The organism is Streptomyces sp. NPDC048521 (genome assembly GCF_043199855.1).
Taxonomy (GTDB): Bacteria; Actinomycetota; Actinomycetes; order Streptomycetales; family Streptomycetaceae; genus Streptomyces.
On sequence record NZ_JBICWR010000022.1, the window covers coordinates 128,947 to 142,062 of the forward strand.

Annotated in this window: 13 protein-coding genes; all 13 read right to left on the reverse strand. The window is 71.1% G+C overall.

The genetic code is table 11. From position 1 onward, the window contains the following. Positions 1 to 4: 4 nt before the first annotated feature. A complete protein-coding gene (gene hpnH / locus ACGFRF_RS35875) occupies positions 5 to 1,027 on the reverse strand; it encodes an adenosyl-hopene transferase HpnH (RefSeq protein WP_393747300.1) in 1,023 nt (340 codons plus the stop codon). Positions 1,028 to 1,032: 5 nt separating this feature from the next. Next, on the reverse strand, positions 1,033 to 1,674 hold the full coding sequence (locus tag ACGFRF_RS35880) for a 1-hydroxy-2-methyl-2-butenyl 4-diphosphate reductase (RefSeq protein WP_393747302.1): 642 nt from the start codon (positions 1,672 to 1,674) through the stop codon (positions 1,033 to 1,035). Between the two features lies 1 nt (position 1,675). Beyond that, on the reverse strand, positions 1,676 to 3,706 hold the full coding sequence (gene shc / locus ACGFRF_RS35885) for a squalene--hopene cyclase (protein ID WP_393747304.1): 2,031 nt from the start codon (positions 3,704 to 3,706) through the stop codon (positions 1,676 to 1,678). Positions 3,707 to 3,858: 152 nt separating this feature from the next. Continuing rightward, entirely contained in the window at positions 3,859 to 4,995 is a 1,137-nt protein-coding gene (locus ACGFRF_RS35890) for a polyprenyl synthetase family protein (protein ID WP_393747306.1), read from the reverse strand. Beyond that, a complete protein-coding gene (gene hpnE / locus ACGFRF_RS35895) occupies positions 4,995 to 6,422 on the reverse strand; it encodes a hydroxysqualene dehydroxylase HpnE (protein WP_393747308.1) in 1,428 nt (475 codons plus the stop codon). Before hpnE ends, ACGFRF_RS35890 begins: the two co-directional genes overlap by 1 nt. After that, a complete protein-coding gene (locus tag ACGFRF_RS35900) occupies positions 6,419 to 6,547 on the reverse strand; it encodes a DUF6380 family protein (RefSeq protein WP_393747310.1) in 129 nt (42 codons plus the stop codon). The genes hpnE and ACGFRF_RS35900 overlap by 4 nt, the downstream gene beginning before the upstream one ends. Next, complete coding sequence (hpnD, locus tag ACGFRF_RS35905) at positions 6,547 to 7,509, reverse strand: presqualene diphosphate synthase HpnD (RefSeq protein ID WP_393747312.1); 963 nt, start codon at positions 7,507 to 7,509, stop codon at positions 6,547 to 6,549. Before hpnD ends, ACGFRF_RS35900 begins: the two co-directional genes overlap by 1 nt. Continuing rightward, positions 7,506 to 8,402 carry a squalene synthase HpnC gene (hpnC, locus tag ACGFRF_RS35910; RefSeq protein WP_393747314.1) on the reverse strand — a complete coding sequence of 299 codons (897 nt, stop codon included), beginning with the start codon at positions 8,400 to 8,402 and terminating at the stop codon, positions 7,506 to 7,508. The genes hpnD and hpnC overlap by 4 nt, the downstream gene beginning before the upstream one ends. 360 nt (positions 8,403 to 8,762) lie before the next feature. Then, on the reverse strand, positions 8,763 to 9,542 hold the full coding sequence (locus ACGFRF_RS35915; protein WP_393747315.1) for an ABC transporter ATP-binding protein: 780 nt from the start codon (positions 9,540 to 9,542) through the stop codon (positions 8,763 to 8,765). Next, the gene (locus tag ACGFRF_RS35920) at positions 9,535 to 10,464 is read right to left on the reverse strand and encodes an ABC transporter permease (protein WP_393747317.1); all 930 of its coding nucleotides are present in this window, start codon (positions 10,462 to 10,464) and stop codon (positions 9,535 to 9,537) included. The genes ACGFRF_RS35915 and ACGFRF_RS35920 overlap by 8 nt, the downstream gene beginning before the upstream one ends. Before the next feature lie 90 nt (positions 10,465 to 10,554). Further along, positions 10,555 to 11,427 (reverse strand): glycosyltransferase family 2 protein, encoded by an 873-nt coding sequence (locus ACGFRF_RS35925; protein WP_393747335.1) that lies wholly within the window; start codon positions 11,425 to 11,427, stop codon positions 10,555 to 10,557. A 5-nt stretch (positions 11,428 to 11,432) separates the two neighbouring features. Beyond that, complete coding sequence (locus tag ACGFRF_RS35930) at positions 11,433 to 12,218, reverse strand: CDP-alcohol phosphatidyltransferase family protein (RefSeq protein ID WP_393747319.1); 786 nt, start codon at positions 12,216 to 12,218, stop codon at positions 11,433 to 11,435. After that, the coding region (locus ACGFRF_RS35935) for an iron-containing alcohol dehydrogenase family protein (protein WP_393747321.1) at positions 12,196 to 13,116 on the reverse strand (921 nt) is incomplete at its 5' end. The genes ACGFRF_RS35935 and ACGFRF_RS35930, both read right to left, overlap by 23 nt.

Consider the following 13,116-nt stretch of genomic DNA (forward strand, 5'->3'; position numbering starts at 1 on the left):
CGCGTCACTCCCGGTTTCCTGCGACGGCCTCGCGCATGGCCCGCAGCGACTCCTTGAGGGAGCCCATGGTGGCGAGGACCGCGGTGGGCTCGTAGCCGCAGTGCGCCATGCAGTTGGCGCAACGCGGGTCCTTGCCGCGGCCGTACTTGTCCCAGTCCGTCTTCTCGATGAGTTCACGGTACGTCGGCACGTAACCGTCGCTCATCAGGTAGCAGGGGCGCTGCCAGCCGAAGAGCGAGTAGTTCGGGATCGCCCACGCGGTGCACGGGAAGTCGACCTTGCCCTCCAGGAAGTCCAGGAAGAGCGGGGAGTGGTTGAGCCGCCACTTGCTTCGGTTGCCGCCCGCGAAGGCCTTCTTGAACAGCTCGCGGGTCTGCTCGACACCGAGGAAGTGCTCCTGGTCGGGTGCCTTCTCGTAGGCGTAGGCGGGCGAGATCATCATCTCGTCGACCTCGAGGTCGTCGTTGAGGAAGTTGAGCACCTCGATGACGGTCTGCGGGGTGTCGGTGTTGAAGAAGGTGGAGTTGGTGGTCACCCGGAAGCCACGCCGCTTGGCCTCCTTGATGGCCTCCACCGCCTCGTCGAACACGCCCTCCTTCGCAACGGACTCGTCGTGCCGCTCGCGCAGCCCGTCGATGTGCACCGCGAAGGCGAAATAGGGCGAGGGCTTGAACTTGTCGATCTTCTTGCGCAGCAGCAGGGCGTTGGTGCACAGGAAGACGAACTTCCTCCTCGCCACCAACTGCCGCACGATCTCGTCGATCTGCGGGTGCATCAAAGGCTCGCCACCGGCGATGGAGACCATCGGCGCACCGGACTCCAGCACCGCGCCGACGGCCTGGGCGACCGGCATGCGCTGCTTGAGCACACCGGCCGGGTGCTGGATCTTGCCGCAGCCCTCGCACTTGAGGTTGCAGGCGAACAACGGTTCCAGCTCCACGATGAGCGGGAACTTGTCCCGCCTGCGCAGCTTCTGTTCAGCCAGGTAAGTAGCGACCTTGATGGACTGACGCAACGGCATGGCCATCTGGCTCACCTCCGGGGGAGCAACAAAGAACGGTGCCATTCATAAAATGCGGGAAGAACGGAACGAAGAACGCGGAAAGCCGATATTCCACCGCGTACCGTGCCGATCCGGACGAGTTCATGTTCGGGAGCGTCCACGACCACCCGTACGGCCGCGACCGGGCGGGCGCCCGTACGGCCGGCGGCGAGGAGCGTGGCGGCGGACTCCATGTCGACCGCGATCGCTCCGGTCGCGAGCAGATCGGACCGCTCAGGACCCCGGACCACGTGGTCGGAGCCGGTGAGCGGGCCGGTGTGGACCGTGCGCTCGGGCAGGATGCGCACGAGTTCCTTGACCAGCAGGTCGGTGCCCACGCACGGGACGGTCCCGTGCGGATCCCGGGTCTCCTCGGCGACGACCAGATCGCCGGGGTGCATTCCGGGAGCGAGCCCGGCGCAGAAGCCGGTGGCCAGGACGGCCGCGTCGGCGAGCGCAGGCTCGGACAGATGCCGGGTGACGGACCGTTCCGCCGCCCGGGGTCCCATGCCCGTACGGACAAAGGTGACCGGCCCGCCGGCCCCGCCGCGGTCGCCGGTGCGCAGGGCGAGGTGCTCGATGCCGAGCGCGCAGGCGATCAGCAGCGGAGCCGGAGCGGGCCGGGTGCTCAATTCAGCTCACCCTCGCCTGCGCGGAGGCCTTCACGGCCGGGGCGAGCAGGTGGCGCTCGAAGGGGTCGCCGTGCAGGTACCGGCCGAGGGCGGTGAGCGGGAACACCTGCCGGTAGAGGTGGTAGTTGATGGAGAAGTCCCAGGGGAAGCCGGTCCCGGTGAAGTACGGCTCGTCCCAGGTGCCGTCCTCCCGCTGGGTCTCGGCCAGCCACTGGATGCCGCGCTCGACGGCCTTGGAGCCCTTCTCCCCCGCCGCGAGCAGCGCCATGAGCGCCCACGCGGTCTGCGAGGCGGTGGAGGCGCCGCGGCCGCTCCACTCCTTGACGTGCTTGTACGAGCGCAGGTCCTCGCCCCAGCCGCCGTCGTCGTTCTGGACGCTCTCCAACCAGGTCACCGCCCGCCGGATCGCCGGGTGGGAGCCGGGCAGGCCGGCCGCGGTCAGCGCGGGCACCACCGAGCCGGTGCCGTAGATGTAGTTGACGCCCCAGCGGCCGAACCACGAGCCGTTCGGCTCCTGTTCGGCGAGCAGCCACTCGATGCCCCGCCGGGTGCGCGGGTCGTGGGCGAGGCCCTCGGCGGCGAGCATCTCCACCACGTGCGCGGTGACGTCCGCGGACGGCGGGTCGATGACCTCGCCGAAGTCGCAGAACGGCAGCCGGTTCGGGAACGGGCTGGTGTTGTCGGCGTCGAAGGCACCCCACGCGCCGTTCTTCGACTGCATCCCCAGGTTCCAGCGCACGGCCCGCCCGATCGCCCGGTCCACGCGCTCGGGGTCGTGGTGCCTGACCCGGCGCAGCGCGAGGGCGACCTCGGCGGTGTCGTCGATGTCCGGGTAGTTGTCGTTGTGGAACTCGAACGCCCAGCCGCCCGGGGGAAGGTGGGGCCGCTTGACGGCCCAGTCACCGGGTCGGACGATCTCCTCGCCGAGCATCCAGTCGGCCGCCTTGACCAGTTGCGGATGGTCGGTGGGCAGGCCCGCGTCGACGAGCGCGATGGTGGCGAGGCAGGTGTCCCAGACCGGGGACTGGCAGGCCTCGATCATCCGGGCGCCGTCCTCGCGCCAGACGGCGAAACGGTCCAGCGAGGCGAGGCCCTCGCGCATCACGGGGTGCTCGAGGTCGTAGCCGAGCAGGTACAGGGCGATGATCGAGTACACGGCCGGAGGCTGGATGCCGCCCCAGCAGCCGTCGTTCTCCTGGCGCTCGATGATCCAGCGGGCGGCCGAGTTCATCGCGGCCTTGCGCAGTCTGCGCGGGGCGACCTTGCGCAGCCGGTGCAGCGCCTTGTCCAGGCGCTGGAAGGCACCGTCCCAACTGGCCACGGGAGCGAGGGGCTTCGGCGGGTTGGGCTGGGCGGGGTCGGTGTGCAGCTCGTCCAGCGCGAAGGGCGCCGGGCGGACCGGGCGCTTGGCCGAGACGATGGTGAGCGGCACGATGGTCTGCCGGGCCCAGCACCCGAAGTCGTAGATGTTGAGCGGCATCCAGCTGGGGAAGTAGATCAGCTCCGGTGGGAGTTCGGGCAGGTCGTCCCACTTCCACCAGCCGAACAGGGCGAGCCAGATCCGGGTGAAGACGCGGGCGGCGGCGATGCCTCCGCGCTCCCGGACCCAGGCCGACGCCCGCGCCATGTGCGGGGCGTCGGGCGCGTCACCCGCCAGGCGCAGCGCGACGTACGCCTCGATGGTGGTGGACAGTTCGCCGGGGCCACCGTAGAAGGTGGCCCAGGTGCCGTCCTGGCGCTGCTCACCGCGGATGAACTTGGCGGCGGCCTCGGTCGTCGCCGCGTCCTGGATACCGAGGAACTGACGGAGGAGCAGATCCTCGGCGTCCATGGTGACGTTCGTCTCCAGGTCGCCCTTCCACCAGCCCTGGGCGTCCTGCCGGGCGAGCAGGTGGTCGGTGGCGCGCCTCGCGGCGCGTGCGGCGGCTTCTTGTACCCCGGCCGCTGCGGGGGTGGTGAGGGTGGTGTCGCTGGCCGCGGCAGCGCGGGACGGCAAGGTCGCCCCGGTACTTCCGTCGGTCGTCGCTGTCATGGCTTCCCCTTCGTGCAGTCGTGCGAGTCGTGCTGCTGTGGGTCCGCCGTCGGCCGGTGTCCTGTGTCCTGGGCCCTTTCCGCTCGACAGGAGCGGGAGCCCGGGAGGGACACCGGCCGGCGACTACGCGAGGTGTGTCGAACCGATAGTGATCATCTCTTCCGTACGACGACGAAGTCGGCGAGCGCCGTGAAGGAGGCCCGTACCCGGTCGGGCATGTCGACGGCGTCGAGGGCTTCGAGGGCGATGGTGTGCTGACGGCGCGCTTCCTGGGCCGTCCACTCGCGGCCGCCGGCCTCCTCGATGAGGGCGGCGCGGGCCGCGAACTCCTCCTCGGAGAAGCTCTCGAAGTCGCTGCTCTTGGCGTCGGCGGCGAGGATCTCGGCGAGTTGCTCCGACGCGGGGCCGCCGGCCGCGAGGGCGGCCACCACCGGAAGCGACTTCTTGCGCTGGCGCAGATCGCTCCAGGTCTGCTTGCCGGTGGCCTCCGGGTCGCCCCAGACCCCGAGAAGGTCGTCGACGGCCTGGAAGGCGAGCCCGAGGTGGTGGCCGTACCGTTCCAGCGCGTCGGCGGTGGCGTCGTCCGCACCGCCGAGGACCGCGCCGATGGAGGAGGCGCAGGCGAGCAGCGCGCCGGTCTTGTTGCCCTCCATCTCCAGGCACTCCTCGACGCTGACGCGGTCGCGGTGCTCGTAGGAGATGTCCTGCGCCTGGCCGTCGATCAGGGCGCGGCTGGCGGCGGTCAGCCGGCGGGTGGCGCGGCCCGCCTCGACGGTGCCCAGTTCCAGCAGGACCTCGTTGGCGAGGGCGAACAGGGCGTCGCCGACCAGGATGGCCTGGGCGGGGCCGTGCACCTTCCAGACGGTGTCGCGGTGCCGGCGCTGCTCGTCGCCGTCCATCAGGTCGTCGTGCAGCAGCGAGAAGTTGTGCACGAGTTCGACGGCGACGGCGCCGGGGACGCCGGCCTCGGGCGCGGCGCCGGTGACCTCGGCGGAGAGCACGGCGAGCGCGGGACGCACGGCCTTGCCGCCGTCACCGTCGGCCGGGTTGCCGGCGGCGTCGATCCAGCCGAAGTGGTAGGCGGCGACGGTGTCCATGGGAGGCGCCAGGCGGTCGACTGCCGCACGCAGGACCGGTGTGGCCAGGGTCCGGCCGCGCTCCAGCAGCGCGGTCACGTCCACCGCGGCCCGGGGAGCGGGCGTCGAGGCCGGGGGCACAGTGGGCACAGTCTCTCCTCTTGTTGCGGTACCGGGAGTGCGGGGGCCGGCCGCGGGCTCCTGAGTGAGCATCAGGCCGCCTCCTCGAACTCGAAGAGGTGGCGGGGGCGGGGCCGGCCCAGGGCGCTCAGCGCGGCGTCCGCCGCGCTCACTCCACTGCGGACCGCACTTTCCATGGTCGCGGGCCAGCCAGTGGCGGTCCACGCTCCGGCCAGGTACAGGCCGGGGGTCTTGGTGCGGGCGCCGGGCCGCAGCCGCCCGACGCCGGGGGTGGGGGCGAACGTGGCCGTGCGCTCCCGGGTCACGAAGAAGTCCTTCACCACCGCCGCGCGCGCGGCGGGAATCAGTCGTTCCAACTCGGGCAGATAGCGTTCGCGGAGGTCGGCGACCGGGGTGTCGATCTCCTCCTGTGCGGCCGACTGGGACAGCGCGAGGTACTGGCCCGTACGCAGCCCGGAGGCGTCGGTGCGGTCGAAGACCCACTGCACGGGGGTGCCGAGGGCCGCGAAGAAGGGTTTCGCGAGCACCTTGCGGTCGTAGACGACATGGACGTTGAGGATCGGCGCGGTGCCGATCTCCAGCAGCCGTTCCCGGGCGTCCAGGGCGCCGGGCGGCAGCAGGTCGTGGGTCTCGCGCTGGGGTACGGCGAGGACGACCGCGTCGGCATGGAGCGTCTCGCCGGGAACCTGAACGCTCCAGCTCCCGTTTTCGTTGTGGGAGACGGAGGTGACGCGTGTACGGACTTCGGTACGGACGCCCGCGGAGTCGAGCGCCTTGCGGGCCAGCCGGTCGTGCAGTTCGCCCAGCGGAACGCGGGCCCAGCCGATGTCGGCCGCGCCCGGGTCGGACAGCAGACCGGTCTTGAACACCATCGCGGCGAGCCCCAGCGAGGCGTCGCCCGCGACCGCGTTGAGGGTGGCGACCCCGACCAGGTCCCACAGGGCCTCGACGGCGCGCGCCGACTGGCCGTGCCCGGCCAGCCAGCTGCCGAAGTCCTGCGTGTCCAGCGTCGGATCGGCGAGGTCGAGCCCCTTGAGCGCGAGCGCGGCCCGCCCGACCGCGGCACGCTCGGCGAGCGAGAGGTGCGGATAGGCGGCCAGGCTGCGCCCCAGGTGGAGGGGGACGGGCAGCGGGTCCCGCCGCAGCCGGCCGAGCCGCCTGCCCTCGGGCTTGGCGACGTCGACGACGGGCACGTCCAGGCGGTCCTGCAGCGGTGCCAGCGCCGCGCCCTCGATCCGGTCGAGGAACCAGCGGTAGGCGGTGCAGCAGCGCAGGTACACGTGCTGGCCGTTGTCGACGGTCAACTCGCCGCGCTGGAAGGAGAAGGCGAGCCCGCCCAGCCTGGGCCTGCCCTCGAGCAAGGTGACGTGGACGCCCGCGTCGGCGAGCGCGAGCGCCGCGGTGATGCCGGCGAGTCCGCCACCGACCACCACGGCGCTGCGGCCTGCCGCCCGGGGGGTACCGGCGTGCGCCTGTGCGGGGCGTGACCCGTCGCTCATCGTGCGTCCTTCCGTGCGTGCCGAGCGTGCTGGTTGAACGGTGCACGCCCGGCCGTCGCAGTCAGGGACGCCACGCCGCAGCGGAGGGTTGCCTGCCGCATGCCGGCCGGATCGGACAGGTCCATCAAGCGCGCCTCCTGACGGACCGGGGAGAGACGCGGCGGGAGACATGCCGGGCGTCGAGGCCGGACAGGCCCCGCACGGCGACGTACGCCTTCTCGTGTCCGGGCAGCGAGACCCGGCCGCGCAGCACGGCCTCCGGGTCGCGCTCGATACGGTCCAGCAGCCGGCGGTAGATGCCGGCCATGGCGGCCACGCACGCGCCGCTGCGCCGGTCGAGCATGGGCAGCAGCCGGTAGCCCTCGGCGAAAAGGGCACGGGCCCGTCGTACTTCGAAGTGCACGAGGCCCGCGAAGTCGGAGCCCTCCGGCGGCGTCGGCCCGTCGAACCCGGCCGAGCAGCCGAACTTGGCGAGGTCGTCGGAGGGGAGGTAGGTACGGCCGCCCTCGGCGTCCTCGCGGACGTCTCTGAGGATGTTGGTGAGCTGCAGCGCGAGACCGAGCGTGTCGGCGTACTCGGGTGCGCGCTCGGCGCCGCGCGTCCCTGGTTCGGTGCCGAAGACGCCGAGCGAGAGGCGTCCGATGGCACCGGCGACGCACCGGCAGTAGACCTTCAGGTCGTCCCAGGTCTCGTAGGTCTCCCCGCGCACGTCCATCTGGACGCCGTCGATCAGCTCGTCCAGGCCGCCGAGCGGGATCGGGAAGGCGCGCGCGGCGTGCGTGAGGGCGACGGCCACCGGGTCGGTGTCGTCCTCCTCGACCTCGCCCTCCCGGATCCGGGCGAGCAGCGCCCGGGTGTCCGCCAGCCGGGCCAGCTTGACCTCGTCGGCCAGCTCGCCGTCGCCGATGTCGTCCACGCGCCGGGAGAACGCGTACAGCGCCGACATGGCGCGGCGCTTGGCCGTCGGCAGCAAGCGGATGCCGTAGGCGAAGTTACGGGCCTGCTGCCCGGTGACGGCCTCGCAGTAGCTGTAGGCGGCGAGTACCGGTGCGGACACGTGCGGCGGAGAATCCACGGTCCGGATCACCCCTCTCCTCGCAGGATCACGCCCGCCTCACGCAGCAACTGGACCTTGCCGGGTTTGGGCGGGCCGGGAAGTACGTCGTATTCGGCGGCGGCGATCGCCCTGATCGCCGCCCTTCCCCCCGCCACGAACCCCGCGAGCAGCAGCTTCAACCTGCCGTGGACGCTACCCACCAGGGGGGCGCCTTCATTCAGCAGATCGCGGGCGCGTTGTCCCTCGTATGCAACCAGGGCGCGCACCGATGCGCCCGCGGTTTTCGCGGCGAGATCCGTTTCCTGGACGTGGAAGCGCTTCATGTCCTCGGCGGGCAGATAGATGCGGTCCCGGGCGAGGTCCTCGGCGACGTCCTGGAGGTGTTCCACGATCTGCAGGGCGGTGCAGATCGCGTCGGACAGCCGGATCCGCTCGGGGGTCGAGGTGCCGGTGACGGCGAGGACCAGGCGGCCGACGGGGTTGGCGGACAGTTCGCAGTAGGCGAGGAGGTCGTCGTAGGTCTCGTACCGGGTGACGAGCTGGTCCTGGCGGTTGGCGGCGATCAGGCCGAGGAACGGCTCGGGGGTGAGGGAGCGGCGGCGGACGGTGGGCTGCAGGCGGCGCAGCAGGGGGTGGCGCGGGGTGCCGTCGAACACGCGGCGCAGGTCCGTCTCGAAGGCGTCGAGGAGGACCAGGCGGTCCTCGGCCTCGGCCGGCGACACGCCGAGCAGACGGGCGTCGGCCCCGCCGGGGGCGAGGTCGCCGTCGCCGATGTCGTCCACGAGGCGGGCGAAGCCGTAGACGGCCATGAGGTCGTCGCGCCAGGCCCTGGGCAGGAAGAAGGGGGCCACGGGGAAGTTCTCGCTCGCGGCCTTGTCCAGGGTGGCGCGTTCCAGGTCGGGCGCCGTTCCGGTGGCCGTCATCGGGCGCTGCCCGGAGGGGGGACGGCACATGCTGCGTTGAGCTGGGGAGTCTCCGTAGCCATTGCCGTCACATCTCCCGTTCTACACTGCCGAACCAATACACACTATTTCGGACACGCCGCCCGGCAATGCGCAGGGCTGCCCCGGCGGAGGGTGCCGCGAATTATCGCCCCACTTGCCGCTTTCCGGCACCGGTACAGCTTACGTTGTACAACGCAGCGAGGATCGTCGGGGTGTCCTGCACATCACAACAACACACCGATTGGCTCCAAGATTCCTGACCGCGGCCGGAGTTGACGCTTCCTTTGCACACGCAGGGCCCCGCCGGACGGTTTCCGGCGGGGCCCTGGCCGAAATGGGCTACTTGCCCGTGAACTTCTCGTATTCCTTCAGAACCTCTTCGGTGGGTCCGTCCATGCGCAGCTCGCCGCGTTCCAGCCACAGCACGCGGTTGCAGGTGTCGCGGATCGACTTGTTGTTGTGACTGACCAGAAAAACCGTTCCGGCCTCCTTGCGCAGTTCGCGGATGCGCTCCTCCGAGCGCTTCTGGAACTTGCGGTCACCGGTGGCCAGCGCCTCGTCGATCATGAGGACGTCGTGGTCCTTGGCGGCGGCGATGGAGAACCGCAGCCGGGCCGCCATGCCGGAGGAGTACGTGCGCATCGGCAGCGTGATGAAGTCGCCCTTCTCGTTGATGCCCGAGAAGTCGACGATGTCCTGGTAACGCTCCTTGATCTGCTCCCGGGACATGCCCATGGCGAGACCGCCCAGGATGACGTTCCGCTCACCGGTGAGGTCGTTCATCAGGGCGGCGTTCACGCCCAGCAGGGAAGGCTGGCCGTCGGTGTAGACCTTGCCCTTCTCCGCGGGCAGCAGGCCGGCGATGGCCCGCAGCAGGGTCGACTTGCCCGAGCCGTTGGAGCCGATGAGGCCGATGGCCTCGCCGCGGTAGGCCACGAAGGAGACGCCGCGCACGGCGTGCACCTTGCGCACCCCGCGCTCCTCGCCCCGCTTCAGGATCCGGCTGAGGGCGGCCGTCGCGCTGCCCTTGCCGGTCTTGGCGCCGTTGACGCGGTAGACGATGTGCAGCTCGTCCGCGATGACCGTCGGACGTCGGTCCTGGTTGTTCTGCTCAGCCACGGCCGTACCGCTCCTCAGCCTTCCAGAAGTACACGAAGCCGCCCAGGGCGAAGAGCACGGCCCAGCCGCCCGCCGCCGCCCAGACGTGGTCGGGCAGGTTCTCGGAACCGTAGCCGTCGATCAGGGCGAAGCGCATGAGGTCCATGTAGACGGCGGCCGGGTTCCACTGCAGGACCGTCGCGATCCACTGCGGCTCGTCCTCCAGCATGATCGGGATGGAGAACATCACGCCGGACGCGTACATCCACGTGCGCATCACGAAGGGCATGAGCTGGGCCAGGTCCGGGGTCTTGGCGCCCGCACGGGCCATGATCAGCGCCAGCCCGGTGTTGAACAGGAACTGCAGCACCAGCACCGGCACGATCAGCAGCCAGGACAGGCTCGGGTAGCTGCCGAAGCCCATCGCCACGGCGAACAGCACGATCATCGAGAACAGCAGCTGCTGGAGCTGCTGGAGCGAGAAGGAGATCGGCAGCGAGGCGCGCGGGAAGTGCAAGGCGCGCACCAGGCCGAGGTTGCCGGAGATCGCCCGGACGCCCGACATCACCGAACTCTGGGTGAAGGTGAACACGAAGACGCCGGTGACCAGGAACGGGATGTACACGTCCTGGGGCATGCCGCGGCTGGCGTGCAGGATCAGCCCGAAGATGCAGAAGTACACGGCCGCGTTCAGCAGCGGGGTCGCCACCTGCCAGAGCTGGCCGAGCTTGGCCTGGCTGTACTGCGCCGTCAGCTTCGCCTGGGAGAAGGCGAGGATGAAGTGGCGCCGGCCCCACAGCTGACCGATGTACTCCACGAGCGAGGGCCGGGCGCCGCTCACGGAGAGCCCGTACTTGGCGGCGAGCCGGTCCGCCGTCAGTCCCTCGTCGGGCGACGGGGCCGCGGTCACCGCGACCGTGCCGTCGTGCGTGGTCTCACTCACAGGGGGAAACTTTCGTCTTCGGGTGCGCGTTCGAGTTCGTCGTGCGGTGCGTCCGTCCGGGGGCGGACGGGTCCCTCAGGGACGAGCTTGTCAGATGACCGGGGGCCGGCCCAGCCGGGTGAGCCGCCACACCGTGCGCCAGCGCATCGGGCGGCGGGGGCCGCACGGGGTGGCCCAGCCCTCCTTGAAGCCCCCGAACCAGGCCCGCAGAGCCGGCCGGGAGGGGCGGCGGAGCAGCGTGAGCAGCATCCAGACCCCGAGATAGACCGGGACCAGGAGGGCGGGGAGGTTGCGGCGGGCCAGCCAGACGCGGTTGCGGGCGACCATGCGGTGGTAGACCGCGTGCCGCGAGGGAGCGGTCGTCGGGTGGTACAGCACCATGTCGGACCGGTAGTCGATCATCCAGCCCGCGTCGAGGGCCCGCCATGCCAGGTCGGTTTCCTCGTGGGCGTAGAAGAATGCGTCCGGAAGCCCGCCGACCTCCGCGAAGACGCGGGTGCGGACGGCGTTGGCGCCGCCCAGGAAGGTGGTGACCCGGGAGGAGCGCATCGGGTCCGAGGCGCGCAGCCGGGGCACGTGCCGGCGCTGGGTCTCGCCGGTCTCCGGATCGGCGATACGGAAGCTGATGATGCCGAGCCGGGGGTCCGCAGCGAAGGCCTCGCGGCACAGCTCGGCGGTGTCGTGGCGGGCGAGCAGGCCGTCGTCGTCGAGGAAGAGCAACACGTCGACCTCGCGGCCACCGGGGCCGAAGGCCTCGATGCCGACGTTCCGGCCGCCGGGGATGCCCAGGTTCTCGGGCAGTTCGACGGTCCGTACGCCGTCGGGCACGTCCGGGACGGGCGAGCCGTTGCCGACGACGACCACCTCGACCGGGTCGCCGTCCTGCTTGGCGACGGAGTCGAGCAGGGCCCGCAGCTCCTCGGGCCGGTTGCCCATGGTGATGATGACGGCGCCGACCTTCATGCCGCTCACCGCAGCCTGCTCGACGCCAGGATGGACACCAGGTGCAGCAGGGTCTGCAGCAGGGCGATGCCGGCGAGGACGGCCGTACCGAGCCGGGTGAAGAACAGGTCGCCGCGCACCTGGTCCGCGATCGCGAGGACCACGATCAGCAGCGAGGCCTCGATCCCGAGGATCAGCCGGTGGAACTTCAGCGCCGACGCGGCCCGGCGGGCCAGCGCCATGCCCGAGGAGCGCGGCTCCGCGACGGCCGCGGCGTCCTTCACCGGCGGCATCCCGGCCTGGTGCCGGGCGACACCGACGAGGTCGGTCTCCGCCTTGATCAGGATCGCGCCGAGCGCGGCGAGAGTGCCGAGGAAGGCCCACAGCCAGTCGATACGGCCGCTGCCCCACAGGTCGGCGGCGCGCAGTCCTAGGCCGACCAGCACGGCCGCGTCGGTCAGGTAGGCGCCGACCCGGTCCAGGTAGACCCCGCCGAGCGAGTACTGCTTCTTCCAGCGGGCGACCTCGCCGTCGACGCAGTCCAGCAGCAGGTACAGCTGGGTGGCGACCACGCCGAGCACCGCGCCCGTGATCCCCGGCACCAGCAGGGCCGGGGCCGCGAGCACACCGCAGACGGTCATCAGGTACGTGAGCTGGTTGGGCGTGACCCTGGTGTTCACCAGGTAGCGGTCGATGCGCAGCGACGCCTCACGCATGTAGAGGCGTCCCGCCCAGTGCTCACCGCTGCGCCGGTCCTTCACCCCGGCGGGGTGGACGACCGGACGGAGTTCAGCTACCGATGGCCTTGACATAGTCGGCGTAGATGTCCTTGATCTGGGTCGTCGTGAGGTCGAGGTGTTCGAGGATCGTGTAGCGGCCGGGCCTGGTCTCCGGGGCGAACTCCACGGCGCGGACGAACTCGTCCACGGTGAAGCCGATGTCCTCCGGCAGCACCGGAAGCCCGTGCCGGCGCAGCACCTCGGCCATGTACGCCGACTCCTCGTGCGCTCCGCGCAGGTACATCGCGAAAGCGGCACCGAGCCCGCACTGCTCGCCGTGGGCGGCGGCGCGCTTGGGGTAGAGCAGGTCGAAGGCGTGGTTGATCTCGTGGCAGGAACCCGAGGCGGGCCGGGAATCGCCGGAGATCGACATCGCGACGCCGGTCAGGACCAGCGCCTCGGCGAGCACCTGGAGGAAGTCGTTGTCCCCGATGCCGCCGGGGTGCCGGAGCACGGCCTCGCCGGCCTGCCGGGCCATGGCGGCGGCCAGGCCGTCGATCTGCTCGCCGTTGATCCGGTTCGCCAGCTCCCAGTCCGCGATCGCGTTGATGTTGGACACCGCGTCACCGATGCCGGCGCGCACGAAACGGGCCGGGGCCTCGCGGATCACGTCCAGGTCGATCACGGCCGCGATCGGGTTCGGTACGCCGTAGGAGCCGCGGCCGGCGTCGTTGTCCAGGGTGGCGACCGGTGAGCACAGGCCGTCGTGCGCGAGGTTCGTGGGCACGGCGACCAGGGGCAGGCCGATGCGCGCCGCGGCGAACTTGGCGCAGTCGATGATCTTCCCGCCGCCGAGGCCCACCACCGCGTCGTAGCGGCCGGAGTTCATCTCACCGGCCAGGCGGACCGCGTCGTCCAGGGTGCCGCCGCCCACCTCGTACCAGGTCGCCCCGGGCAGCGACGGCGCGAGGCGCTCGCGCAGCCGGGCCCC

Excerpts from the sequence above, each read along its gene's own strand:
- hpnC (WP_393747314.1), bottom strand. The coding sequence starts at position 8,402 with ATGACGGCCACCGGAACGGCGCCCGACCTGGAACGCGCCACCCTGGAC.
- ACGFRF_RS35925 (WP_393747335.1), bottom strand. The coding sequence starts at position 11,427 with ATGAAGGTCGGCGCCGTCATCATCACCATGGGCAACCGGCCCGAGGAG.
- hpnH (WP_393747300.1), bottom strand. The coding sequence starts at position 1,027 with ATGGCCATGCCGTTGCGTCAGTCCATCAAGGTCGCTACTTACCTGGCT.
- shc (WP_393747304.1), bottom strand. The coding sequence starts at position 3,706 with ATGACAGCGACGACCGACGGAAGTACCGGGGCGACCTTGCCGTCCCGC.
- ACGFRF_RS35890 (WP_393747306.1), bottom strand. The coding sequence starts at position 4,995 with ATGCTCACTCAGGAGCCCGCGGCCGGCCCCCGCACTCCCGGTACCGCA.
- ACGFRF_RS35930 (WP_393747319.1), bottom strand. The coding sequence starts at position 12,218 with ATGTCAAGGCCATCGGTAGCTGAACTCCGTCCGGTCGTCCACCCCGCC.
- hpnE (WP_393747308.1), bottom strand. The coding sequence starts at position 6,422 with ATGAGCGACGGGTCACGCCCCGCACAGGCGCACGCCGGTACCCCCCGG.
- ACGFRF_RS35900 (WP_393747310.1), bottom strand. The coding sequence starts at position 6,547 with ATGGACCTGTCCGATCCGGCCGGCATGCGGCAGGCAACCCTCCGCTGC.